The 23737-nt window shown below is 48.9% G+C and carries 22 protein-coding genes, 1 tRNA gene and 1 pseudogene; 11 read left to right on the forward strand and 13 right to left on the reverse strand.

Annotated features, from left to right (window positions below):
* Positions 1-20: 20 nt before the first annotated feature.
* The 6 genes and pseudogenes from H591_RS16290 to H591_RS0105900 form a co-directional block, all read left to right on the forward strand.
* Positions 21-467: pseudogene (locus H591_RS16290) on the forward strand (DNA primase); the annotation flags it as partial.
* Positions 468-535: 68 nt separating this feature from the next.
* Positions 536-2389 (forward strand): RNA polymerase sigma factor RpoD, encoded by a 1854-nt coding sequence (rpoD, locus tag H591_RS0105880; protein ID WP_022966024.1) that lies wholly within the window; start codon positions 536-538, stop codon positions 2387-2389.
* Between the two features lie 78 nt (positions 2390-2467).
* Positions 2468-2544: transfer RNA gene (locus tag H591_RS0105885), tRNA-Ile, on the forward strand.
* A gap of 369 nt (positions 2545-2913) precedes the next feature.
* A complete protein-coding gene (locus tag H591_RS14955; RefSeq protein WP_022966025.1) occupies positions 2914-3270 on the forward strand; it encodes a PepSY domain-containing protein in 357 nt (118 codons plus the stop codon).
* The gene (locus tag H591_RS0105895; RefSeq protein WP_022966026.1) at positions 3267-3737 is read left to right on the forward strand and encodes a DUF2271 domain-containing protein; all 471 of its coding nucleotides are present in this window, start codon (positions 3267-3269) and stop codon (positions 3735-3737) included. The genes H591_RS14955 and H591_RS0105895 overlap by 4 nt, the downstream gene beginning before the upstream one ends.
* Positions 3738-3764: 27 nt before the next feature.
* Complete coding sequence (locus H591_RS0105900; RefSeq protein ID WP_022966027.1) at positions 3765-5990, forward strand: PepSY domain-containing protein; 2226 nt, start codon at positions 3765-3767, stop codon at positions 5988-5990.
* An 88-nt stretch (positions 5991-6078) separates the two neighbouring features.
* Here H591_RS0105900 and H591_RS16095 read toward each other — a convergent pair whose 3' ends face one another.
* From H591_RS16095 to H591_RS0105910, 3 genes are all read right to left on the reverse strand, one after another.
* Positions 6079-6210 carry a putative transporter small subunit gene (locus tag H591_RS16095; RefSeq protein WP_211219967.1) on the reverse strand — a complete coding sequence of 44 codons (132 nt, stop codon included), beginning with the start codon at positions 6208-6210 and terminating at the stop codon, positions 6079-6081.
* An 11-nt stretch (positions 6211-6221) separates the two neighbouring features.
* Positions 6222-7877, reverse strand: a complete 1656-nt coding sequence (locus H591_RS0105905) for a sodium:solute symporter family protein (protein WP_022966028.1) — start codon at positions 7875-7877, stop codon at positions 6222-6224.
* Positions 7878-8219: 342 nt separating this feature from the next.
* The gene (locus tag H591_RS0105910; RefSeq protein ID WP_028244218.1) at positions 8220-9098 is read right to left on the reverse strand and encodes a DMT family transporter; all 879 of its coding nucleotides are present in this window, start codon (positions 9096-9098) and stop codon (positions 8220-8222) included.
* 97 nt (positions 9099-9195) lie between these two features.
* Here H591_RS0105910 and H591_RS0105915 point away from each other — a divergent pair, with 97 nt between their 5' ends.
* Positions 9196-9993, forward strand: coding sequence for an AraC family transcriptional regulator (locus tag H591_RS0105915; RefSeq protein WP_022966030.1), 798 nt, complete (start codon positions 9196-9198; stop codon positions 9991-9993).
* A 122-nt stretch (positions 9994-10115) separates the two neighbouring features.
* Here H591_RS0105915 and dctM read toward each other — a convergent pair whose 3' ends face one another.
* The 6 genes from dctM to H591_RS0105945 all read right to left on the reverse strand — a co-directional run bounded on the left by dctM (position 10116) and on the right by H591_RS0105945 (position 17473).
* The gene (gene dctM / locus H591_RS0105920; protein ID WP_022966031.1) at positions 10116-11396 is read right to left on the reverse strand and encodes a C4-dicarboxylate TRAP transporter large permease protein DctM; all 1281 of its coding nucleotides are present in this window, start codon (positions 11394-11396) and stop codon (positions 10116-10118) included.
* Entirely contained in the window at positions 11396-12037 is a 642-nt protein-coding gene (locus H591_RS0105925) for a TRAP transporter small permease (RefSeq protein WP_022966032.1), read from the reverse strand. The genes dctM and H591_RS0105925 overlap by 1 nt, the downstream gene beginning before the upstream one ends.
* 92 nt (positions 12038-12129) lie before the next feature.
* Positions 12130-13122, reverse strand: a complete 993-nt coding sequence (gene dctP, locus H591_RS0105930) for a C4-dicarboxylate TRAP substrate-binding protein DctP (RefSeq protein WP_022966033.1) — start codon at positions 13120-13122, stop codon at positions 12130-12132.
* Between the two features lie 223 nt (positions 13123-13345).
* A complete protein-coding gene (locus tag H591_RS0105935; protein ID WP_022966034.1) occupies positions 13346-14725 on the reverse strand; it encodes a sigma-54-dependent transcriptional regulator in 1380 nt (459 codons plus the stop codon).
* Entirely contained in the window at positions 14722-16521 is a 1800-nt protein-coding gene (locus H591_RS0105940; RefSeq protein WP_022966035.1) for a sensor histidine kinase, read from the reverse strand. Before H591_RS0105940 ends, H591_RS0105935 begins: the two co-directional genes overlap by 4 nt.
* A gap of 46 nt (positions 16522-16567) precedes the next feature.
* A complete protein-coding gene (locus H591_RS0105945) occupies positions 16568-17473 on the reverse strand; it encodes a LysR family transcriptional regulator (protein WP_022966036.1) in 906 nt (301 codons plus the stop codon).
* 211 nt (positions 17474-17684) lie between these two features.
* Here H591_RS0105945 and H591_RS0105955 point away from each other — a divergent pair, with 211 nt between their 5' ends.
* A complete protein-coding gene (locus tag H591_RS0105955) occupies positions 17685-18431 on the forward strand; it encodes a sulfite exporter TauE/SafE family protein (protein ID WP_022966038.1) in 747 nt (248 codons plus the stop codon).
* A 57-nt stretch (positions 18432-18488) separates the two neighbouring features.
* Here the strand turns inward: H591_RS0105955 and H591_RS0105960 are convergent, their stop codons facing one another.
* The 4 genes from H591_RS0105960 to H591_RS0105975 form a co-directional block, all read right to left on the reverse strand.
* The gene (locus tag H591_RS0105960) at positions 18489-18980 is read right to left on the reverse strand and encodes a hypothetical protein (protein ID WP_022966039.1); all 492 of its coding nucleotides are present in this window, start codon (positions 18978-18980) and stop codon (positions 18489-18491) included.
* An 88-nt stretch (positions 18981-19068) separates the two neighbouring features.
* Positions 19069-19527: a periplasmic heavy metal sensor gene (locus H591_RS0105965; RefSeq protein WP_022966040.1), complete on the reverse strand. Its 459-nt coding sequence runs from the start codon at positions 19525-19527 to the stop codon at positions 19069-19071.
* Complete coding sequence (locus tag H591_RS0105970; RefSeq protein WP_022966041.1) at positions 19527-19952, reverse strand: anti-sigma factor family protein; 426 nt, start codon at positions 19950-19952, stop codon at positions 19527-19529. The genes H591_RS0105965 and H591_RS0105970 overlap by 1 nt, the downstream gene beginning before the upstream one ends.
* A complete protein-coding gene (locus H591_RS0105975; RefSeq protein ID WP_022966042.1) occupies positions 19945-20502 on the reverse strand; it encodes an RNA polymerase sigma factor in 558 nt (185 codons plus the stop codon). The genes H591_RS0105970 and H591_RS0105975 overlap by 8 nt, the downstream gene beginning before the upstream one ends.
* A 276-nt stretch (positions 20503-20778) precedes the next feature.
* Between H591_RS0105975 and H591_RS0105980 the strand changes: the two genes are divergently transcribed.
* From H591_RS0105980 to H591_RS0105990, 3 genes are read left to right on the forward strand one after another with little or no spacing between them, the layout of a single operon-like run.
* Positions 20779-21384, forward strand: coding sequence for a TetR/AcrR family transcriptional regulator (locus H591_RS0105980; RefSeq protein WP_022966043.1), 606 nt, complete (start codon positions 20779-20781; stop codon positions 21382-21384).
* Between the two features lie 2 nt (positions 21385-21386).
* Positions 21387-22535 carry an efflux RND transporter periplasmic adaptor subunit gene (locus H591_RS0105985; RefSeq protein WP_022966044.1) on the forward strand — a complete coding sequence of 383 codons (1149 nt, stop codon included), beginning with the start codon at positions 21387-21389 and terminating at the stop codon, positions 22533-22535.
* Complete coding sequence (locus tag H591_RS0105990) at positions 22532-23734, forward strand: ABC transporter permease (RefSeq protein ID WP_022966045.1); 1203 nt, start codon at positions 22532-22534, stop codon at positions 23732-23734. The genes H591_RS0105985 and H591_RS0105990 overlap by 4 nt, the downstream gene beginning before the upstream one ends.
* Positions 23735-23737: the final 3 nt, after the last annotated feature.

The following is a 23737-nucleotide window of genomic DNA, read 5'->3' on the forward strand; positions in this document are numbered from 1 at the left end:
CTCCAGCACGTCAATCAAACCGTGCTAAAGCTGCTGTAGAAACCCCGCACTTGGCCGCTCTGCGCACCTTGTTGCATCATCCACACTTAGCTCTAAAAGTTGACACCGCAAGTAAACTTGCTGCAGAAGATGACCTCTATGCACAATTGCTCGTCTCATTACTCGAAGCCTTACAAAAAAGCCCCAACCTCAGCCCACTACAATTGATTGCACGATGGCATGGCACCGAACAGGGCCTCCTTTTACGTGCGTTGGCTGAAAAAGAATGGCTTATTGATGCTGATAACCTTGAACAGCAATTTTTCGACACCATAACTCGTTTAGCATCGCGTCAACGTGAGCGCTTGATTGAACAATTACTCAACAAGGCTCGCTCTGACCAACTTTCTAGCGAAGAAAAACAACGCTTGCGTGAATTGTTTGAACAGCATAACAATGCACCAAGTACCGCCGAAACTGGCAATTAAGCTATTATATGCAGTATAATATGCCTCTTTCTTGCCGTTCGGCCCAGACCTTTCATGGATAGGGTGATATGTCCGCAAAAGCACAACAATCTCGTTTAAAAGAATTAATCGCCCTCGGCCGCGAGCAGGGATACCTGACTTACGCCGAGGTCAACGACCACCTTCCTGAAGATATTTCTGACCCAGAACAGGTCGAAGATATTATTCGCATGATCAATGACATGGGAATTAATGTCTCCGAAGCAGCCCCAGATGCTGACGCACTGCTATTGGCAGGCTCAGACACTGATGAGTCCGCCGCTGAAGAAGCTGCTGCTGCATTAGCTGCAGTCGAAACTGACATTGGCCGCACCACTGACCCAGTGCGCATGTATATGCGTGAAATGGGTACAGTTGAGCTGTTGACACGTGAAGGCGAAATTGAAATCGCCAAGCGTATCGAAGAAGGTATCCGTGAAGTAATGGGCGCCATTGCTCACTTCCCAGGTACTGTGGCTGACATTCTCACTAGTTTCGATCGTGCTATCACTGACGGCACTCGTTTAACCGACATCTTTAATGGTTACATCGATCCTGATGACGGCATTGCTGAGCAACCTGCCCCGCCTGCAGTAAAAGCTACAGCAGCCGATGCTAAAAAAGCAGCCGATGATGATGACGAAGAAGAAGAAACTGAAGAAGCCGAAGAGGAAGAAGAAGCTGGCGACGGCGGACCTGATCCTGAAGTTGCTAAGCAACGCTTCGGTGCTGTCGCTGAACAGCTGGCTAAAGTCGAAAAGATTTTGCTCAAGCACAAGCGCAATAGCAAACAAGCGATTGCCGCACAGCAAGAATTGGCTGAACTGTTTATGCCAATTAAGCTCGTGCCCAAGCAGTATGATGCACTGGTTCTGCATGTGCGTGATGCATTACAGCGTGTACGTGCACAAGAGCGCGCGATCATGCAACTCTGCGTTCGTGATGCGCGCATGCCTCGTGCTGACTTTTTAAAGCACTTCCCGGGTAATGAAATAAACCTCGAGTGGGCAACCAAACTCAGCGAAGGCAAAGCTCGTTACGCCGCAGCACTTGCGCCATTGGTTGAAGAAATTCAGCGCAATCAGCAGATTTTGATTGATTTAGAAGAATCGACTTCTCTAACCATCGCAGAAATCAAAGACATCAACCGTCGCATGTCGATCGGTGAAGCAAAAGCCGGCCGCGCCAAAAAAGAAATGGTCGAAGCCAACCTGCGCTTAGTGATCTCGATTGCGAAAAAGTACACCAACCGTGGTTTGCAGTTCCTCGACTTAATCCAAGAAGGCAACATTGGTTTGATGAAGGCCGTTGACAAGTTTGAATACCGTCGTGGTTACAAGTTCTCAACCTATGCAACTTGGTGGATTCGTCAGGCGATTACCCGTTCGATTGCTGACCAAGCACGCACCATCCGTATTCCTGTGCACATGATTGAGACCATCAACAAACTCAATCGCATCTCTCGTCAAATGCTCCAAGAGATGGGCCGTGAGCCTACCCCTGAAGAGCTTGGCGAACGCATGGAAATGTCCGAAGATCGCGTGCGCAAGGTACTGAAAATCGCCAAAGAGCCAATCTCTATGGAGACGCCAATTGGTGATGATGAAGACTCGCATTTAGGTGATTTTATCGAAGACTCGACGATGCAGTCGCCAATCGATATCGCCACAGTAGAGAGCCTCAAAGAAGCCACGCGCGACGTACTTGGTGGTCTCACCGAGCGCGAAGCCAAGGTGCTACGTATGCGTTTCGGTATTGATATGAATACTGACCATACTCTTGAAGAAGTCGGCAAACAGTTTGATGTAACCCGTGAGCGGATTCGTCAAATCGAAGCCAAGGCGCTGCGTAAATTGCGCCACCCATCACGCAGTGAGCACTTGCGCTCATTCCTAGATGAGTAAAACCAACAACCCCCCGATAATTCGGGGGTTTTTGTTTGCGTCTTGATAACACATCGGTATAATCAGCCGCTGCAACTGGGGCCCATAGCTCAGTTGGTTAGAGCAGGGGACTCATAATCCCTTGGTCCACGGTTCAAGTCCGTGTGGGCCCACCACCTTCAAAGACTCTGCTCATGCGAGATGTAAGAAAAACTTCTTCTTAACCAGTCGATCCACTTCCAATATTTAAAGCTAGTCTACTTCTGCAATCATCTCCCTATGCTTGGCTCCAGGCAATCCTAAATAATCTACTCATCAGCCCCCGAAAATAAAAACGCTTTTTATGCCTGTTTAATACCCTGAAAGCAAATTAAGCCAACCGTTACATATTCAACAAACAAAATATTGTTTGTACTCTCTGCCGCGCTGTCGGCCGATCAAAAGCTCAAAAGCTTTCTCTTATACTCACATTCAACCCAGCCAATTAAGGTTAACTTAAGGTGTTCAGCCTAAGGTAAAAGCGTAAGCCTCATTGGGGAAACGCCATGAAAAAATCACCGCTAAGCATCGTTCTAGTTGTTACCACACTTATGACAGGCACAGCCTTGGCTGATGACGACTGCAATGATCCAGTCGCCGACTGGCAGTCTAGGGAAACTCTACGCCAGATGCTTGAAGCTAAAGGCTGGACAGTCAACCGCATCAAAGTCGATGAAGGCTGCTATGAAGTCAAAGGCTTAGATCAAAACGGCAATAAAGTCAAAGCCGAGTATTTTCCTGCATCACTGCAGCTGCGCAAATTAGAAACCAAATTCGGCAAAAATGCGCTGGTCCCAGAGCAGATTTATCAACGCAACACGCCACAACACAATAAGCAACGCAACATCGGAGAAAAGCCATGAAAAAGCTCGCTATTATTCTGGGCATGGCAGCGATTATCGCCTTGCCAACCCTCGCTCAAGCTCGCGAAGTAACCTTCACCACACAACTGCAAAACTACCGTGGTGACGGTGCTTATCTCGCACTCTACTTAGTCGATGCCAACGGCACATACCAACGCACACTGTGGGTCGCAGGCAAAAAAGCCAAATACTACAAACACTTACCGGACTGGGCCCGCGGCAGTGGATTGCGCAGCAGTGAATACGATGGCGTAACCGGCGCTAGCGTTATGAGTGGTAAAGCCCTCGATGTCACCCTTGATATTCCCGATGCGCTGATTGATGCCGGCTATGAAGTGCGGGTGGACACGGCAGTTGAGGACATGCGCGATAACCGTGCTGATGCCAGCGCGCCACTCACCAGTGATGGTGTAGGCAAGTCCTTTCCCGGTCGCGGTTATGTGAAATCACTGAGCTACAGCTTTTGATCCTGAAGACTCAAGGAGACGATTGAGATGCTACGCCAACTTCACTCATTACCCGGCCTGATTGCCGCGGTGTTTGCCATAGTGCTGGGTGTTACTGGAGCGATTTTATCGCTTGATCCAGCGCTGGAGCGCGTCAACACGACCGTGCCAGCAGCAGGGACGCTCAGTGTCGCCGAGTTAACAGCGAAGTTGGCGCTGCATTATCCAGACGCTGAACAGATTGTTCGCACCCCTTCAGGCACGCTTGTTGTCTACTTCAGTCGTGACGGACAAGTGGGTATTGATCAAGCAGACCCTCTCACTGGCGCTAGTATTGCACCCTATCAACCTTCAGCATTCTCACGTTGGATAAAAAACCTGCATCGCGCACTGCTGCTTGACACCACAGGCCGGGCGCTTGTAGGGATCACTGCATTATTGATGATTCTCTTAGCGGTTTCTGGAGCAATGCTATTGGCCGCACGGATGGGTGGATGGCGTCAGTTGCTGCAACCGGTGCGCGGCACGCTGAGTCAGCGCCTGCATATCGACTTTGCCCGCGTGGCGATTGTGGGCTTGCTGCTCTCAGCACTGACTGGCGCTTATCTGTCGGCCAGCACTTTCGAGCTGGTCTCCGAAGGTGTCGAGGCCGATCCAGAATTACCGCTAGAGGTTGCCGAAGGTGTGCCTACCGCTATTGAGACATTAGCAGTCTTAAAGGCGACCGACTTTAACGATTTACGTGAACTGGTTTACCCCTACCCTAACGATCCTGCTGGCATGTACTCAATGACCACTGAGCAAGGTGCTGGCTATATCGATCAGGTGAGCGGCGTTTGGCTGTCATATCAGCCCCATGACGCAACACATGCATTCTATGAGTTTATGTATATGCTGCACACAGGTGAAGGGCTGTGGTGGCTGGGGTTGCTGCTAGGACTGTCTGCTCTAAGCGTGCCGCTACTGACGGTTACTGGCACTATCATCTGGTGGAAACGTCAGAGTTCAAAGCCCAAGTTAGCCAACAACAGTAGTGCAGACTCGGCTGACAGCGTGCTTCTCGTCGGTAGCGAAAGCAATACAACCTGGGCCTTTGCTAAAACCTTACACGACGCTTTAGTTCAAGCAGGCCATCGCGTGCATACCGCGCCAATGGATCAACTGGCCAGCCATTATCGTGCGGCACAACGGTTGTTCATTTTAACCGCAACCTACGGTGACGGCGACGCCCCCGCTTCGGCTAAGCACTTTCTAAAACGACTGGAAAAGATTACCCAGCAACCGACCTTTGCCACTGCCATCCTGGGCTTTGGTGAGCGCCAATACCCCAATTTCTGCGGCTTTGCCAAACAGGTTGAAAGCGCATTACACGCCAAAGACTGGCCACAGCTGTTGCCACTCGACACCATCAACCGACAGTCTCCGCAAGAATTCAATCGCTGGGGGCATTCCCTCGGAACAGCGCTGGGTGCAGAGCTAAATCTATTGCATACCCCAGTGCGACCTAAAACCACCACCCTGGAATTGGTTGAGCGTGCAGATTACGGCATTGCCGTGCAAGCGCCAACCGCAGTGCTGCGTTTTAAATTACCTGCAGAACTGCACAGCAGCACAGCACTTAAGCGCTTATGCAAACGCACCGGCATGCCTTATTTTGAGGCGGGTGACCTCGTGGGTATTTTTCCGCCCGACAGCTCAATAGCGCGTTTTTACTCGCTAGCGTCTGCCTCTATCGACGGCACTCTTGAAATCTGCGTACGTCAGCACCTTGGTGGAGTCTGCTCAAACTTTCTTTACACTCTGCCCATTGGCGGCCGCATGGAAGCCTTTATTCAGCCCAATCCAAACTTTCGCCCTGCCACTGGCAAAGCACCTGTCATATTGATCGGCGCAGGCACTGGCATTGGCCCATTGGTCGGCTTTATTCGCCACAATCAAACGCTGCGTCCGATGTACCTGTATTGGGGCGGTCGCTCATCTGAGTCAGACTTCCTCTATGAGCCAGAGCTTAACGCTTATCTCAAGGATCGGCGCTTGACCGAGCTCAACGCCGTGTTCTCCCGTAGCGATGAGCGCGCCTACGTACAAGATAAAGTTGCTCTAGATAGTGAAAAACTGCGCAAATTAATCGAAGGCAATGCGCAGATTCTAGTCTGCGGCGGTCGAGATATGGCCAATAGCGTGTCAACTACTATCAATGCAATCATCTCCCCTTTAGGTATAGACCTCGCCACTCTGAAAGCCCAAGGCCGCTATCTAGAGGATGTGTATTGAGCCTGGATACACTGTTCGCGCCACTCTTAAGTTAAAAAGACACAAAACATGCCCGGAGCTCTATGCCTTGTTACTTTTACAACACTCGCTAGACCAGCGACTTACCCTCTTTCTTCGCTTTACGTATATCAAAGACTAAAGCGCTACACAGCGTTATCAGTACCAAGGTTGATAGCACCGGCCAAATCAGTACATACACAGTCAATCCAAATGTAGTCATCTTAATTTTCCTTAAGCTTTTGCTTCAGCTTCGGCTTCGGCTTCGGCTTCTTTATGGAATTTAATCACTTGTTGATTAATACTATCAAAGTTGAAGTCAGGGGCTTTGCTGCGCAAAGTGATCAAGGTGCAGATAATTGTGCTGGCACCATAAGCCGTTAATGAACTGAGCAATACAGCATACTCACGTAAAAAACCTACCGTAAAGAACACTAAAATGCTGGCGGCCATGACACCGACAATTAAGCCCGCTATTCGGCCAAAGAAGCCAAAGGTCATCAAACCAATCACGACACCACCGCCGACAGCAGCAATAATCTCAAAGAAGACGGCGACTGCACCTTCAATTGGTAACCAACTAAAACGCACGACTAAGAACAAGATGAACGACAGCGCAACCGACAGAGTAAATGCCGCATTAGTTACGCGGTTCCAATACAGACTGGCAATCACAGGAAATACGATCGAACCCCATAACGCACCGACAAAAATCAGCATGGACAAAATATCCAGCTTTAAGCTGGCAAAAACCACGCCCAGTGCAGCAGCGACAACCATGGTCATGCGACCAACCCACAGCATCTTTAGCGGGTCTGGCTTATTCTTGGCTATGTGCTTGCCATAGACATCGGTCATCACAATGGCCGACAGAGCAGATAAGTCAGAGTCGGCAGTGGAAGACAAAGAGCCGATCACCATCACAAACAACATTGCCACCATAAAGGGCGGCAAGTAGGTTGCAGCCATCTGCGGAATCAAGTTATTAAGATCGCCATCAATCGGGGTAACACCAGCCAGTAATGCGAGCAGCCCCAGCATTCCTAAACCAATAACAATCGAACCATAACCAATGGTCGCCGTAATAAAGCTGGATTTAATTAAGTCTTCACGCACAGCAAATAAGCGCTGAGCAATGGTTTGGTTACCGATGGCATAGGCCAATACTGCAACAAAAAACGGTGCGCCCTGCTCTAATATCGCGGTCGTGGAAAAGAAGTCTTGCTGCTCTAAAGTAAGGTTCGCCATGCCTGTTTCAAACAACGTCGGCCCGCCGAGCTGAAAGAAGATCATCGGAATAATAATCACCGCAGCTAAAATCATCGCAACTAACTGGCCAAAATCAGTGAAGACCGATGCTCTAAAACCTGACCATAAGGTATAAGACAAGACCCCGACACCAGCAATCACCACCCCTTGGACAAAACTCAACGGCGAGAGAATACTGACCAGTGCGCCCGCCGCTGTGAAGTTCACCATCAAACTGATCACACTGCCCACCACATTGGAGCCGGCTAAAATCATCTGACTGGAAGTGCCGTGGCGCGCATGCATAATTTCTGCAAGGGTGTGCGCGTCAGGAGCGAGCTTGCGAAAGCGTCGACCAAAAGGATAGATAAAGAGAATCATCAGCGCGCCCCAGAAACCGTAATGAATCGCACCAGAAAGACCGTACTTATAGCCGGAGCTGGCGGCCGCATAAAAGGATGCAGCCCAAATCCAAGTCGCGGTCATGCTGGCTGCCGACATGCCATAGCCTACAGAACCATTGGCTGTCATATAACCATCGGCGTTTTCTTGTTTTTTTCCGATACGCAGGGTCAAGAGAAAGGTTGCACCGTAAAACCCTAGTAGGATCAACAGCGCCGAACTCGTCGTAAACTGAAACATTCTTACTCCTTAATGCCGCCAACGTCACAAGCAGGACGTGTTTTTGTGCACGGCGATGTCGCGCGACTCAACAAGGCCAGCAAGATTGACCCTGAGAGTGCATAAAAAGAATTGCTGCTAAGGCATGCAGAGCGCAGCACTTTAGGTGCTCGCTACAAGTCGCCAAAATGATTGAGGAAGTAAAATCCCGCAGCGATAAGCCGGTCAAATGACCGGAAGAGGCGCAAATACTGCCTGTTTATTGTATTTGCGGCAGCTAGAAACAATAACATCAATCAGACTAATAACAAAATCCTCGTACAGGCAGAGACGCGCAGCTAAACAGTACGGGGCATCCGAGTGTTACTTGCCCGCCCAGACAGGGCGCGTCCAGCGCTCAGAGAGAAGCACCCCAAATAAGGTCAAACCGCCACCCAAGGCATGGTAAAGGGCAAGTTGCTCAGACAGCACTAACGCGGCAATGATGATTGTAAGGATCGGCATCAAATTAAAAAACACTGCCGTGCGACTCGGCCCTAAGGAACGCACCGCACGCATCCACGCCAAAGGCGCTGCGATTGAAGCAAAAACGCAAGCAAATAACACCAGCGGTAGATTTGCACTGTTTAAACCCGTTTTTTCCGAAAAATAGAACAGCGGAAACAATACGACAATCGCCACTAATATCTGTAAATAGAGTAGCTGCAACGCAGGAATTTCCATCTGCCAGTACTTCAACAAAGTGCTGTACAGCGCATAGGCTAGGGTCGCTATCAACATCATCGCATCGCCCATGTTAATGCCTTGTTGCAGGAGACTGGCCAAATTGCCATGACTAACCACCAACAGCACGCCTAAAAACGAACATATTGCGCCAACTATTGCCCCCATGGTTAGGCGTTGCCCTAAAGCAATAATGGCCATACCTAAAGACATCATCGGCATCAGCGATAAAATAATGCCCATATTGGTCGCTGAGGTTTTTGGCGCAGCAAAGTAGGCAAGGCTTTGATAAATCGCCATGCCCAACACACCCAGCACACCTATTTTCAACAGATGTGGACGAATACTGGCCCAGTTGCGGATCACCGAACGCAATATAAACGGCGTAAACAACACCCCAGCAAACAACCAGCGATAAAATCCGACCTCAGCAGGAAAAATCACGCCAACGGTCATTTTATTCACCACGGTATTGGCCGACCAAAACAATACTGCCAGCAATGGGAAAGCGTACTGCACGTTAAGCATCCTTTTAAATGGGTGCGCCATTATCACCCTGTCTGAATAAATGACTATACTGATTTTCAGTCACTCAACCACAGATCGCAGACAACCGATGAGCCAAAGCACAAAAAACTATCTGAGCATCCCAGAGTTTGCTGAACTGCCAGCACCCTTGTTCTTTCGCTACGATGAGTTTGCTGCGCACAGCCATGCCCATCCCCATCGCCATCCTTGGGGTCAACTCAATTACAGTGCGCACGGGGTAATGCAGCTAGAAGTTGCAGGTCAGCGTTTTATCTCGCCACCCAGCTATGGCATTTGGATACCACCACACGCTATACACAGCGCTTATAATCGCCACAGTATCGTGTATCGCTCGGTCTATCTTGATCTAAGCTTGTGCGCTGACTTACCGCAGCAAGCCTGTAGCGTGGTGATGAATGATATTTTAAAAGCCATTCTCAACAACTTCGCTGAGCGTGATGTGCAAATTCCACAGAGTGCGGCTGACCTGCGCTTAGGTGAGGTCCTGGTTGATCAGTTGCACGCTGCAGCGATTGAACACAGCTACCTGCCCTATGCCAGCAGTACGCAAACCTCTTTTGTCGTAGATAGCTTACGTGCCGAACCCGGCAATGCAGACACCCTCGCACAATGGGCTGAACGTGTGTTTGTTAGCGAGCGCACTTTAGCCCGTCAGTTTATCCGTGAAACCGGTATCAGCTTCGGCGAATGGCGCCAGCGTTTACGCTTTTTGGCGGCTATTGAGCAACTGGAGACGCAGCAATCAATTAAAGAAATTGCTTTTTATTTGGGCTACAGCAGCCCTAGTGCTTTTATCAGTATGTTCCAGCGTCATGCGCAGTGCACGCCAGAGCAGTATCGCCGCCAACGTCATAGCGAGCACTAGCCATCCTTATTATTGGCAGCGTCCTGCAGTTCCAAACTACAAAACCTAGCCAATAAAAAACGGCTGGAGCAGCGCGCTACCAGCCGTTTTATTAACATGACCGAGTCCAGTGACCGCAGCGCTTACATGCCTAGCAAGTTTGGTAAGCCCATCGAGATACTCGGCACATAAGTTATCAGTACCAAGAAGCCCAGCAAGATCATCAACCACGGCATTGCCGCTTTAATTACTTCCGACAAGGGCATACCGGTTACTGCGGAGGTGACAAACAAGTTGAGCCCCACCGGCGGTGTGATCAATCCGATCTCCATATTCACCACCATGATGATACCGAGGTGAATTGGATCAATGCCTAACTGCACAGCAATAGGGAAGAGAATCGGCGCCAAAATCAAGATAATGGCCGAAGGTTCCATAAAGGCACCGGCAATCAGCAGAACAATATTGACCACTAGCAGGAACATCCACGGCTGCAGACCTGCTTCCAAGACCATTGCGGTAATTTGTTGCGGTATTTGCTCTGTCGTTAACACGTGCGCAAACAGCATGGCGTTGGCGATAATGAACATCAGCATAATAGTGAGCTTGGCTGACTCCAGAATCACTTTTGGTGCTTCTGTGATGCGCATGTCTTTATAGACAAATAAGGCAATAAAAGCTGAATACACTGCGGCCACTGCCGCCGCCTCTGTGGGGGTAAACATGCCTGAGTAAATACCACCCAAGATGATCACCATCAGCAACAAGCCCCACACCGCTTTACGTGCAGCACTTAACCATTCACGAAAGCTTGCACGTGGCAATGCCGGCAAGTTTTTCTTCACTGCAATGATGTAAATAGCCACCATCAATACCAATCCGAGCAAGATACCTGGCACAACACCGGCCATAAACAAGGTGCCAACCGAGGTTTCCGTCGCGGCGGCATAGACAACCATCACCACCGATGGCGGAATCAAAATACCTAGCGTACCGGCATTGGTGACAATCCCTGCAGCAAAGGCTTGCGGATAACCTGAGCGAACCATACCGGCAATCGCAATCGAGCCAACAGCCGCGACTGTAGCAGGGCTAGAACCTGATAATGCCGCGAACAGCATGCACGCCAATACCGCACCAATCGCCAAGCCACCACGGATATGTCCAACCGAGGCATTAGCAAAGTCAATTAAGCGCCGCGCTACTCCGCCGGTAGTCATAAAAGAGCCGGCCAGTAGGAAGAATGGAATCGCCAGCAAGGTGTAATGCTCACTGGTTTCAAACAACTTAATTGCTAACGAGCGTACCGAGTCAGGGCTGAATAAAATAATGGTCACCGAGCCGGCTAAACCCAGTGATGCGGCAACCGGAACCCCGATAAACATTAAGAGAAACAAAGCTAGAAACAAAAATAGAATAGTCATTATTTAGACTCCTCTGTTTCTGTCAGCTTCATCGCATCAGCAGCTTCATCAGCCAAGCCTAAGCCAACTTGTTGGTGACGAATAATTCTCACGAAAATCTCAGCAAAACGAATAAATACCATGGTAAAACCAATCGGCACAATCACACCGATATGCCATTGCTTAACGCCAAAATGGCCTAAATCATCGGCACCAATCGAAGCCTGCATTAAAGTGCTGATCCACTCAAAACTAGCCACACTTAATAGCGCTGCATAGCCAAGGCAGAAGAGGCAAGCGATGATTGCAATAATGCGCTGCGTTGGCCGCGAGGTAAGTTTAACTAACGCGTCAACACCGATATGCCCACCAATACGCACGCCGTAAGCTAAACCAAAGAAAATCAACCAAGCGAACAATGCTTTAGTTAAGGCATTACTCCAAGTCATGGTTTGCACGATATCTAAAACAAAATCGCCAATACTGTAAAAAAACTCAGACACGCCTTCTGAGCGTTCTGAAAAATACGCAGCCACACTGTAAAACAAGGTGTAAAGGTTATTCAAAATCACATAAACAAAGGTTACTAACGTCATCGCCGTTAGCAGAAAAACTATAAAACCTTCCTCAAAGCGATCCCAAATCAGGCGTATAGCGTTCATAAATATTTCCCCCGAAACGGATAGCAAAACATCAGCCTGCAAGGTCGTGTCGATCTCCGTACAACTCTTAGGCTGTACGGAGATGCACGGCATTACTCTTGGTTTGCGGCTTCTGCTGCTTTGATGCGCTCTGCACCAATGTCTTGTTCAAATTTCTTCCAAACCGGTTTCACCTGATCACGCCATTGATCACGCTGCTCTTTGGTCAAAGTAATGATTTCAGTTTTACCACTATCAATAATTGACTGTTTGTCACGCTGATTCAGCTCTTCAGCATGCAGGTTCACCTCGACAGTGACCTCATCCATAATTTTACTCAGCTCAGTACGCACATCTGCTGGTAAGCCATTCCAGAACTTGGTATTCGTAATCACCATGTAGTCGAGTAAGCCATGGTTAGACTCGGTGATGTACTTTTGCACTTCGTGCATTTTTTGCGAGTAGATATTGGAGTAGGGGTTTTCTGCACCGTTGACTACGCCGGTTTGCAGGCCTTGATACACTTCAGCAAAGCTCATTTTACGCGGGTTAGCACGCAGCGCTTTAAACTGCTCATCCAATACTGCAGAGGCTTGTACACGGAACTTTAGTCCTCGTGCATCTTTAGGCAAAACCAATGCCTTGTTGGCTGACAGCTGCTTCAAACCATTGTGCCAGTAGCCCAGACCGGTGATGCCTTTATCTTCCATGCTGGTCAATAACTCTTGGCCAACTGGACCTTTCTGGAAGCGGTCAACAGCGTGAATATCATCAAACAAGAATGGCAGGTCAAAAATCTGAATTGGTTTTGAGTAGTGCTCAAACTTAGCCAGTGAAGGCGCAATGAGCTGCACATCGCCCAGCAACAAGGCTTCCATTTCCTTACCGTCACCGAACAAGGAAGAGTTGGAGTACACCTGCACTTCAACTTTGCCTGGCAAACGCTCTTCAGCTAGTTTTTTAAAGAGTAGCGCACCCTGGCCTTTTGGCGTGTGCTCGGCTACTACGTGGGAAAATTTGATAACAATAGGCTCAGCGGCATTCACTAAGCCTGCCAGCCCCAATGAAACAGCACAAACCAGTGCTTTAGCGGTCATTTTAAGCATTAAAATTTCCTCTTACTTTGAATAGTCAGTGCCGCACAGTGCGACATATAGGGTTTTACCGTACGAGTCAGCCTCATACGTCCCATACATAACGCAAATTACATACCTAAACATAGCGTTCACGACTAAAGTCGATGATCCACAGGGAAATGAGCTTTAAATAGCAGTGTCAGACAGGCGGTAAAAATATATTTACACAGGCTCTGGCGGAAAGCCGCCAGAGCTATTCGCTGAGCGGCGAGTTTTCGCCAGCACCAGAAAAACTTAAACCATATTTGCGCAACTTATCGTGCAAGGTTTTGCGCGGTAGCTGTAAAGCTTCTGCGACTTCACGCAGAGACTGATGTGGATTGAGCAGTTCTCTGGCGATCAAACTGCGCTCATAGGCGTCTACCTGCTCATTTAAAGGCAGATCATCTGCTGCGATGCCTGCAGTTGCGAGCGCCGGACTGATTGCCAAATCCAGCCCTAGAGCAAAACGCTCTGCAGCATTCTGCAATTCACGCACATTGCCCGGCCACTCATGGCCTAATAATAATGCTCGTGTGACTGGGGTTAATGTCGGTTCAGGAATAGCGTGTTTGTCACTGGCAGCACTAACAAAGTACTGAAACAGCGGCAAAACATCCTCGCTACGCTGGCGTAAAGGGGGAATATTAATCTGTGCGACATTCAACCGATAATACAAATCGGCACGAAAACGTCCTGCATCAGCCGCGTCTAATAAGTTTTCTTTACTTGCAGCAATGACACGGATATCCAAGGGAATCAGTTGATTCGAGCCAACACGTTCAACCACCCGCTCTTGCAGTAAGCGCAGTAATTTAACCTGTATATCGAGGCTCATGCTCTCTATTTCATCAAGAAACAGCGTCCCACCATTGGCATATTCAAACTTACCAATACGGCGCTTTTGCGCGCCGGTAAAAGCGCCGCTTTCATGGCCAAATAATTCACTTTCAATCACTGACTCTGCCAACGCCCCAGCATTGATCGCTACAAAAGGAGCATCGCGACGTGCTGATAAATCATGCAAAGCACGCGCCACGACTTCTTTCCCACTACCAGTTTCACCTAAAATAAGCACGTCAGCTTGGATCGTTGCCAATGCACTCACCTGTTCACGCAAACGCTGCACGCTCGGTGAATGCCCCAACAAGCGCTCTCCCAATACACGCTGTTCGCTCAAAGCCAAGCGTAGTGAGCGGTTTTCCAGAACTAAACGCCGCACTGCCAAGGCTCGTCGTACACTATCAAGCAGCAACTCGCTGGCAAAAGGCTTTTGTAAAAAATCATAGGCGCCAATGCGCATTGCTTGTACTGCTAACGGCACATCCGCGTGCCCCGTAATCAGAATCACCGGCAATTGCCCATCCAGATTCTGCAGCTGCTCTAAGAGCGCCAGCCCATTCATACCAGGCATACGAATATCAGTGACTAATACGCCGGGCCACTGCGCCGGCACAGCTTCAACTATACCTTCAGCGCTGTCGTATGCTTGCACGCGCAAGCCTGCCAAATCAAAGGTTTGCGACAATGCCGTGCGCAAATGGATGTCATCATCCAGCAGTAGCACATCGGTTTCATGACTGATCTGTATCATTCAAAACGATCCTCGTTCGAGCGCAAATTCACCGATGATGGAATCTCGCGTAAATAGAGCGTGACTTGCGCACCGCCGTCAGGGTGATTGGCTAGCAGTAAACGTCCTTGTAAGGCTTTCATCAAGGTTGCACAAATTGCCAAACCAAGTCCTAATCCGCGGGCACTGGTCTTTGTGGTGTAAAAAGGCTCACAGGCTTGCGGCAAAGCCTCGGCACTAAAGCCCGGGCCATTATCATGTAAAACCAAGACCACCCAACCATCTTGCACCTGGGTGTTAAGCCAAATCCGCCGTGGTGTCGCCCTTTCACTGAGGGCATCCAAGGCATTACTGATGAGATTACTCAAAACTTGGCGCAAACGCGTTTCTCCCGCCTCAACCCATAAAGTCGCGTCAGGAATATCGCGAATAATTTCCACCTGCAAGCTGCGTTGCCGGTTCGCAGTGAGCGCCAAGGCATCATCGATCGCTGGCTGTAACGCCACATGCTCAGAGGCTAAACGGTCACGGCGAGCAAATGCGCGTAAATGACTAATGATCGAGGCCATCCGCTCAGTCAACTGTGCAATTAAATCTAAATTATTGCGCACCTCAAGCGTGCGCTGCTGATCCAGTAAGATTTTTGCGTTATCGGTGTAGCTACGAATGGCTGCCAAAGGCTGATTCAACTCATGACTGATACTGGCCGACATCACCCCCAAAGCAGACAGTTTTCCCGCCTGTACCAGCTCATCCTGGGCGCGCACTAAGTCTTGCTGAGCAGACTCGCGCTCTAACACCTCTTGTTTAAGACGGCTATTAAGGGTTTGTAAGTCTTGGGTACGGGTGCGCACACTCTCTTCCAGCACCGCTTTGGCATGTGTATCCATCGCAATGCGCTCAAGGTAATGCCTGCGCCGCTGCATTAATAAGCCCAAAACTAATAACACAGCGAGCAACGAAGCCGTCACTACCGCCATAGCGGTGCGCACGGGCTCATTGATTAAGCTTTGCGGAGTTAAAACGCTAACCTTCCAGCCGATTTCATCCAGCGGCTTTTCTAAAACCAGCCAGTCTTGCGGTTTGAGGCTGATCCTGTTGGGATGAATAGAGGTATAGGGTTGATGCTCGGCAACGCTCCGTTGTTCTTGTTCAGTCAGTTGACGCGTCGCTGTGAAGCGCCAATCCGCGTGGGAAGTTAGAATCACCACGCCATTCTTATCAGTCACCACTAACTGCTCAGGAGTCTGCCCCCATAGTCTTTCAGTAAAATCCAGATCAACTTTCACCACAATTACGCCAATCACTACACCATCGGCATACACCGCGCTGCCAAAGTAATAACCGCGTTTAAATGAGGTATTACCTAAACCAAAAAAAACGCCCGTTTCACCCTGCAATGCATTGCGAAAATAGGGACGAAAAGAAAAGTTATTGCCAATAAAGCTGCGCTGCGCATCCCAGTTCGATGCCGCAAGGGTTAGACCATTGGCATCCATCAGATAAATGACATCAGCACCGGTCTGCACTTGAATACGCTTAAGCAGTTGATTGGCCGTATGTACCGCCAGTTCATCGCTCGGTGCCAATAAAGCCTGCTGAACATTAGGTAAGCGTCCTAAGATCTGTGGTAATACTTCATAGCGTTGCAATGTACCTAATAAGTTAGCGACAAATAAATCTAAGGTTTGCCCGTTTTTACGCTGCAAACCTTCTAAATAGTAGTTTTCCACCAAGCGCTGAATTGGCCAAAGCAAGGTTAGAAAAAAAAACGCTAGCCACAGTAAATTGCGCCAACGTGGTTTTGCCGATGCCATGCCTCTCCTCCTTTACGCTCTCTATGCAATCAACAGGCTCACTAGATTATCGAGCAAGTTGAGTTGGCGGTTGCTTAACCAATAGTTTAATTAAGGTTTTCACATACTCTGGTAATGCTTGCGAATCACGCACGATGATGCTTCGCTCACGTACAGCCCAAGGTTCATCAAGCTGAATAATCTGTAAACTCATGGTTTGTTTATGCCGTAAAGCAGAGGATTCCGGCATGATTCCGATACCTACACCGGCTTCAATCATTCGACACATCGACTCGAAACCAAACACCTGAATCCGCACATTGATATCGCGCTGCAAATTATCCACTTGGCTTTTTAAAAAGCGCAGCAGACTTGAGCCCTCCTGCAAACAAATATGCGGATAATCGAGGGTTTGCTCTAAATCAACCGATTGTAAGTGCGCTAAAGGATGCTCGCTGCTGGTCGTCAACACCAGGCGGTCAGTACTGAAGTGAATCACTTCAAGACCTTGCGCCTTAATAGGACCTGCGGTAATGCCTATATCGCTGGCACCTTCAGCGACGCCACGTAACACCTCAAGATTGACTCTTTCTTGCAAATCAATGGTGAGCTGCGGATGCTGAACCATCAGCACTGCAAGGGTTTCCGGTAAAAAATCGGTGACTGCTGTCGTATTAGCAAAAATACGAATATGCCCGACCTGCTGATCACTAAACTCAGATAATTCATTGTGTAAGTACTGCACCTGTCGCAAAATAATCCGCGCATGTTTAAGCAAAACCGCACCTGCCGAGGTTAACTCAACCCCTTGCGAGTCACGATAAAGCAAACGAATACCCACTTGTTCTTCTAGTTTTTTAATTCGATTGCTGGCCGCTGCAGTAGAAATAAATGACTTGCGCGCCGCTTGAGTAATACTCGGTGCTTCAGAGATATGAATAAATAACCGTAAATCAGCAAGATCAAAGTGCATCGCTAGGCGCCATTTGCATTAACCAAAAGTTAACACCCTATTAAAATAAAGCAGATATACAAAACGCTAGCCAGTTTGCCATGATGGCGCAATCAAACCAACAAGCGCTGCCAAAGCGCCAGCAGCGTTAATGCATTTTATGCTCTGCTCGCTAAATACGCTCAGTTTACCTGCATAGCTCACTCGTCACCTTAAAAAGGCACCGGATAACGTGATCGATTTTATTATCAATATTGTAATTGGCGGCCTTCTCGGTGTGTTCGGCGGACTGCTTGGCATCGGCGGAGGGCTTTTTGCCATTCCTGCGCTGAGTCTACTTTACGGTATGGATCAGCAGTTAGCCCAAGGCACTGCATTAGCGATGGTGGTGCCGAACATTGTGTTGGGCATCTACAAATACAATCAGCGCAATAAAATTGACTGGAAAACTGCTCTTATTTTAGGCGGCTGCGCCTTCGCTTTGTCATGGTTTGGTGCATTGATTGCGTTGGACTTGGATCAACGCTCAATGCGTAAAATTTTTATCGGCTTTTTACTTTTTATTGCCGTATGGAACTTGCTGCAAATGCTGGGTAAACGTGTCAATAGCGGCTTACGCCAATTAGCATGGCCTTACTTCGCTGGCTTAGGCAGTGTTTCTGGTTTTCTCGGAGGGCTATTTGGGGTCGGCAGTGCAGTGATTGCCACTCCAGTCATGACTATGTTTTTCGGTGCAAGCCAAGTGGTTGCGCAAGGCTTATCACTGGCGATTGCCGTGCCTACAACAGTCGCCACTTTAGTCACCTACAGCGCACACGGCCAAGTGGCTTGGAGCACCGGGATTGCGATGGCGATTGGTGGAGTGCTAACAGTGAGCTACGGTGTGCGCGCCGCACACAGCTTACCGCAGCATATACTGAAGATTATCTTTAGCCTGTTTGTGCTAATCAGCGCTGCTTTATTGTATGGACAACTATAAAAATGGCGGCTACTCACTTTTAAACCCAGCAGCCGCCATGCGTCTAAATCCTAATAATTAATGCACAGGTTTAACAAAACTAGCGTCTTCAAAGTAGTCAGCATAGCTATTTAATGCGCCGACCAATTTAACCGCTGCCTCATTTTTCACCTGCAGATCATTCTGCTTTTCCATCACCTGCGCACTGTCCATCAAACGCGCAATAACAATATGCAGTTGTGCGTCCGCTTCTGGCTCTAGCTGGCAATTTTCTACCATATAGGCCACTTGCTGATTCACTGTGCCAGCCAAGGCTTGATAGCCTGCGGCATCCAATTCTTTCTTATGAATACCATCTAAAGCGGTATTCACCGCAAGACTAATATCGCGCATGGCTTGGCGTAACGGCGCATCGGTATGCCATTTTTGCCCAGCATTAAGCTGTAGCTCAATGTTGTGTGCATCATGACTATCGTGATCGTCTTGCGCCATACTCGGCAGCGTGACCAAACTGAACGATAAAGCCAAACCCAAACCAGCCATCGTCTTGAGTAATACCTGTTTTTTCATGGTGTCATCCTCATCATGGGTAAATAAAGCTCGTAAAATAAGCCTTTCATTATCTATAACGTTTCACTCAGCTATTTAGTTCCATTAATTATTTACTTTGATGTAATTGCTCATATTGCGACGAATGCATCGGTTGTTGCAGTAAGAGCTCTTCTAGTGCGCGACGCTGCGCAGGCGTGGCAATCGAACGTTCAGCTAACAATTGCTCAACCACAATAGACTGTTGTTGATTTTGCAAACGCGCTAAAGCTTGGCGCGCCGCATGAACCTCATCCAGTACAAGCTCGTCGGCAAACACAGCCTTGATTAAGACTGTGCGCTGTTTTTGAATGGCCGCTGCGTTACTTTCAAGACGTACCAAAAATTCCCGCTCAGCCTGTTGCCACTGCAAAACCTGCTGCGCATCTAACATTAAATAATTTTCCAAAACAGGCGTTTGCGCTGTCGACCAAGCACGCCCCCAGCCCGCCCAGATGATAGCCAGCAAAATACTCAGATTAAGCAGCGTTATAAAGATTAGATAAGTACGATTTTTTAATGTATTCATTAGCGAGACTCCAAATAACAATAACTGGAAACAGCACAGATAGCCCCTGGTGGGTTAGCCCCCAGCACCTGCATCACTGCCAGTTCTAATGGCCGCTCTGGCTCTACTGACATAAGCAAGTTGCCAATTAGCAAACCAAAAAAAATCGAAGCTGCCGCTGCACTGTAGTCCAACCAAGACCAGCGCTTACGTTGCTTCTTGATGGGCAGATCAGCAAGCAAAGCCAAAGTCTGCGTGCGTATGTCAATCGGTGCAGCCATCGTCTTAAATTCTTTAAGTTGCTGTTGCATGGCATGTAAATCAGTCAGATAAGCGCGACATTCTGTGCACCTGGCCAGGTGCTCTTGCACACGCCGACTCTGCACTGAACTTAACTGTTCATCGAGATAGGCTGATAGCCACTGTTTTTCAATATGCTCAAGCATAATGGTCTCCGATATTTATCTGTTGCATCAATGCAGCACGGCCTCTGGATAAGCGCGAGCGCACAGTGCCAGCATTTATCTCTAAAAGCTCAGCGATTTCTTGATAAGAAAACCCTTCAATGTCACGTAAAATCACAATTTCCCGATGCTCTAAAGAAATTCCCAGTAAAGCTTGTTCCAGCTGATCTATGCGTTGCGCCTGAATTGCCTGCTCTTCAGCACTGAGCGTACTGGCAACCAATTGCTCTGCGTGTGCATCCAATGATAACGCGGGCTGCCGTTGCTGCGTACGCAACACATCGAAACAGGCATTACGCGCAATTCGTAATAACCACGCAGCAAAAGCAGCGTCAGGTTGATATGTATCTAGCGCCAGAAAAGCTTTAATAAACACATCCTGGGTCAGGTCTTGCGCAGCATCAGCACTGCCTAACAAACGTCTGGAAAAGTGATACACCTGCACTTGATAGCGCATAATTAGCTCACCAAAAGCCTCTCGATCACCTTGTCGAGTTTGCTCAATAAGGTGATCATCTGTTGCTTGACTCATAACGGCCAACCTCACCTTGCTATTGCGCCTTATTCATTAACGTTGGCGCGCGATAAAAGTTCCCATGTTTGTTGTGTTAAGCAAAAAACTCGCAATTTACTTCAGCAACGCGGACGAACCAGTGCACGACATCCCAAGAGAGTGCAGCTTAAAGGTAGGAAAAATTTACGCGACTGTTCTTAATTAATTTTCAACAAAATCATATCGTTGGTTGTTGCACAACAGTTAAGCATCTGCAAAGATAGCGATCAATTACTATCTTTTTCAGGCAAGTGTATGCAAGCGCCCAGCAAATATTTACCAGCCGATGAACGCCGCGCTGTCACCGTTGAGGCCGTGATTGAATTGGCCGCGCAACAAAACCCCAGCGAGATTTCTACCGCGGCCATTGCTAAGCATATGGGCGTCACTCAAGGCTCGCTGTTTCGGCACTTTACGAATAAAGAAGCCATTTTAGAATCGGTGATGAATTGGGTGGCTCAACGCTTGCTAGCGCGTATCGATAAGGCGATGCACGCTCAGACAACCGCAACAGCGTCTTTGCGTGCAGCCTTTATGACTCACATTCAGTTTATTAGTGAGCACCCTGGTGTGCCTCGTCTGTTATTTAGCGAACTGCAGCGCAAAGAAAATACCGCAGCTAAAAAAATGGTCAATGCCTTGCTCAGTCAATACCAACAGCGCCTGCAACAGACCTTAGAACAAGGTAAAGACAACCAAGAGTTCGCTGCAGATCTGGATGTAAAGGCCGCTGCCCTGCTGTTTATTGGCAGCATTCAAGGCTTAGTGGTGCAAAGCATTGTGCAAGGCAATAGCGATACCCTGCTGCAAGCCGCGCAAGATACTTTTCTACTGTATCAGCGCGCAATTGAGGCCCGTTAACGATGTCCGATTTTTTTAAACAGAAGAAACTGCTGGCGGTGTTTGCCACTATTGCATTACTGGCAACCGCGTTTATCTGGGTTGTACTGAGTTCAGGACCGCTGGCGAAAATTAAAATAGTGGTAACCGAGGTGCAAGAACGCCAACTCGAGCCTGCACTCTTTGGTATTGGCACAGTCGAGGCGCGCCACACCTATCGGATTGCCAGCAATACGCTAGGACGAGTCGTCAATTTAAATGTTGATGTCGGCGCAAGGGTGGACGCAGGCGAGATTCTCGGCATGATTGACGTGGTGGATCTGGATGAAAAAATCAATGCGCAAGCGGCGCTGGTCGAGAGCAATAAAGCACGCCTTAGTGAGGCGCAAGCACGTTTAGACTACACCGGCAAACAAGCTGCGCGTTACCGCAAGCTGCTGCCCTCACGTTCCGTCAGCGAAGAAATTGATGCGGCCAAACAACACGAGTGGACGCTGGCCCGCAATCAAGCGCGCAGCGCCAACAGTGAATTACTCCGTGCCCAAGCAGAACTGCTGGCACTGCACGCACTACGCAACGATAGCTATTTACGCGCACCAGTGTCAGGATTAATTATCGCTCGGCATATTGATCCCGGCGCCACTGTGCTGGCTGGGCAAACCCTATTTGAGTTGATTGACCCAGAGCAACTATGGATTGATGTGCGCTTTGATCAAGCCGGTTCAAAGCACCTTGCCCAGCAGCAGCCTGCGCAAATTATTCTACGCTCACAAGAACTGCAGCCTCATACTGGCCATGTGGCTCGTCTCGAATGGCTGGCCGATGCAGTGACCGAGGAGCGCCGGGCAAAAGTACTCTTTACGCAACAGCCACAGCCTGCTCCAAGCATTGGTGAACTGGCCGAGGTGACGGTGCAATTACCCCTGTTAGCCAGTACGCCAGTGATCAACAATGCGGCGATTATGCGTCAAAATAGCCAATTAGGTGTGTGGCTAATTGATCAACAACAACCGGTCTTTCAGCCCATTACTCTAGGGCGCAGCGACTTAAAAGGTAATGTGCAAGTGCTCTCTGGGCTCAGCGCTGGCCAACAGGTGGTGTTATATAGCAGCAAAGCTTTAACCGCCAACAGCCGCGTCCAGCAGGTTGAACAGCTGGTCGACACACCATGATCAGCTTAGCCGGTCGCGACATTCTGCATGCCTGGGGTAAATTTGTTTTTACCGGCATCGGCTTGGGCTTGCTGATTGGCGTGACGCTGACCATGGCCGGCGTCTATCGCGGCATGGTCGATGACGCACAAGTGCTCTTAGATAACAGCGCCGCCGACTTATGGATAGTGCAAAAAGATACGCTCGGCCCCTACGCCGAACCATCCAATTTACCTGATGATACGTGGCGCGCAGTGGCCAATATGCCCGGTGTTGCCAATGCCGCAAACGTCACCTACTTGACCATGCAAGTTGTGCATGACGGCGGTGACACCCGCGCGTTAGTCACTGGTATTGCCAATACAGGACCGGGTTCTGCGGGTTGGCCACTGCGTTTATTAGCCGGCCGCCAAGTCAGTAAAAACCACTATGAAGCTGTGGCTGATATTGCCAGTGGTTTTAAGCTTGGTGATCGCGTACACATTCGCCGCAACAGCTATCTGATCGTTGGCTTAACCCAGCGCATGGTGTCCTCAAGTGGCGACCCAATGATATTTATTCCACTACTGGATGCTCAGCAAGCACAGTTTCTGAAAAGTAATGATGCCCTTGCTCAAAACCGTCGGCGCATTCAGCGAAACCCTGTATTTAATAACCCGCGTAACCCTGAAGTATTGCCTGCAGTGCTGGAGTTGCAAGAAAGCAACACTCAAGTCAATGCGGTACTGGTACAACTCAAAGCACAGGCTGAGCCAGCACAAGTCGCAGAAGATATTCGGCGCTGGCTGCGTTTGCAGGTCTACGATCGTGAGCAAATGGAAGGTATTTTAGTCGGCAAGCTGATTGCTACTTCGGCGCGGCAAATCCTCATGTTTTTAGTGATTTTAGCTGTGGTCAGCGCAGCCATTGTGGCTTTTATTATTTACACCTTAACCATGGGTAAAATCCGCGAAATTGCTGTACTCAAGCTCATAGGTACCCACAATAAAACCATTGTGGCGATGATTATCCAGCAAGCCTTAGCTTTAGGTGTGATTGGTTTTATCGTCGGCAAAATTGCCGCCACCGTCTGGGCCCCCTTTTTTCCAAAGTATGTGTTATTGACCACCCAAGACACCATCAGCGGACTGATTGCAGTCTTATCTATGTGCGTTCTCGCAAGTTTTGTGGCGATTTACGCGGCACTACGGGTCAACCCTGCAGATGCGGTGGGAGGTTAATTC

Source organism: Denitrificimonas caeni DSM 24390 (assembly GCF_000421765.1).
Lineage (GTDB): Bacteria > Pseudomonadota > Gammaproteobacteria > Pseudomonadales > Pseudomonadaceae > Denitrificimonas > Denitrificimonas caeni.

Bases quoted from the DNA above. Each gene is read 5' to 3' on its own strand.
- rpoD (WP_022966024.1), top strand. From the start codon at position 536: ATGTCCGCAAAAGCACAACAATCTCGTTTAAAAGAATTAATCGCCCTC.
- H591_RS14955 (WP_022966025.1), top strand. From the start codon at position 2,914: ATGAAAAAATCACCGCTAAGCATCGTTCTAGTTGTTACCACACTTATG.
- H591_RS0105895 (WP_022966026.1), top strand. From the start codon at position 3,267: ATGAAAAAGCTCGCTATTATTCTGGGCATGGCAGCGATTATCGCCTTG.
- H591_RS0105900 (WP_022966027.1), top strand. From the start codon at position 3,765: ATGCTACGCCAACTTCACTCATTACCCGGCCTGATTGCCGCGGTGTTT.
- H591_RS16095 (WP_211219967.1), bottom strand. From the start codon at position 6,210: ATGACTACATTTGGATTGACTGTGTATGTACTGATTTGGCCGGTGCTA.
- H591_RS0105905 (WP_022966028.1), bottom strand. From the start codon at position 7,877: ATGTTTCAGTTTACGACGAGTTCGGCGCTGTTGATCCTACTAGGGTTT.
- H591_RS0105915 (WP_022966030.1), top strand. From the start codon at position 9,196: ATGAGCCAAAGCACAAAAAACTATCTGAGCATCCCAGAGTTTGCTGAA.
- dctM (WP_022966031.1), bottom strand. From the start codon at position 11,396: ATGACTATTCTATTTTTGTTTCTAGCTTTGTTTCTCTTAATGTTTATC.
- H591_RS0105925 (WP_022966032.1), bottom strand. From the start codon at position 12,037: ATGAACGCTATACGCCTGATTTGGGATCGCTTTGAGGAAGGTTTTATA.
- dctP (WP_022966033.1), bottom strand. From the start codon at position 13,122: ATGCTTAAAATGACCGCTAAAGCACTGGTTTGTGCTGTTTCATTGGGG.
- H591_RS0105935 (WP_022966034.1), bottom strand. From the start codon at position 14,725: ATGATACAGATCAGTCATGAAACCGATGTGCTACTGCTGGATGATGAC.
- H591_RS0105940 (WP_022966035.1), bottom strand. From the start codon at position 16,521: ATGGCATCGGCAAAACCACGTTGGCGCAATTTACTGTGGCTAGCGTTT.
- H591_RS0105945 (WP_022966036.1), bottom strand. From the start codon at position 17,473: ATGCACTTTGATCTTGCTGATTTACGGTTATTTATTCATATCTCTGAA.
- H591_RS0105960 (WP_022966039.1), bottom strand. From the start codon at position 18,980: ATGAAAAAACAGGTATTACTCAAGACGATGGCTGGTTTGGGTTTGGCT.
- H591_RS0105965 (WP_022966040.1), bottom strand. From the start codon at position 19,527: ATGAATACATTAAAAAATCGTACTTATCTAATCTTTATAACGCTGCTT.
- H591_RS0105970 (WP_022966041.1), bottom strand. From the start codon at position 19,952: ATGCTTGAGCATATTGAAAAACAGTGGCTATCAGCCTATCTCGATGAA.
- H591_RS0105975 (WP_022966042.1), bottom strand. From the start codon at position 20,502: ATGAGTCAAGCAACAGATGATCACCTTATTGAGCAAACTCGACAAGGT.
- H591_RS0105980 (WP_022966043.1), top strand. From the start codon at position 20,779: ATGCAAGCGCCCAGCAAATATTTACCAGCCGATGAACGCCGCGCTGTC.
- H591_RS0105985 (WP_022966044.1), top strand. From the start codon at position 21,387: ATGTCCGATTTTTTTAAACAGAAGAAACTGCTGGCGGTGTTTGCCACT.
- H591_RS0105990 (WP_022966045.1), top strand. From the start codon at position 22,532: ATGATCAGCTTAGCCGGTCGCGACATTCTGCATGCCTGGGGTAAATTT.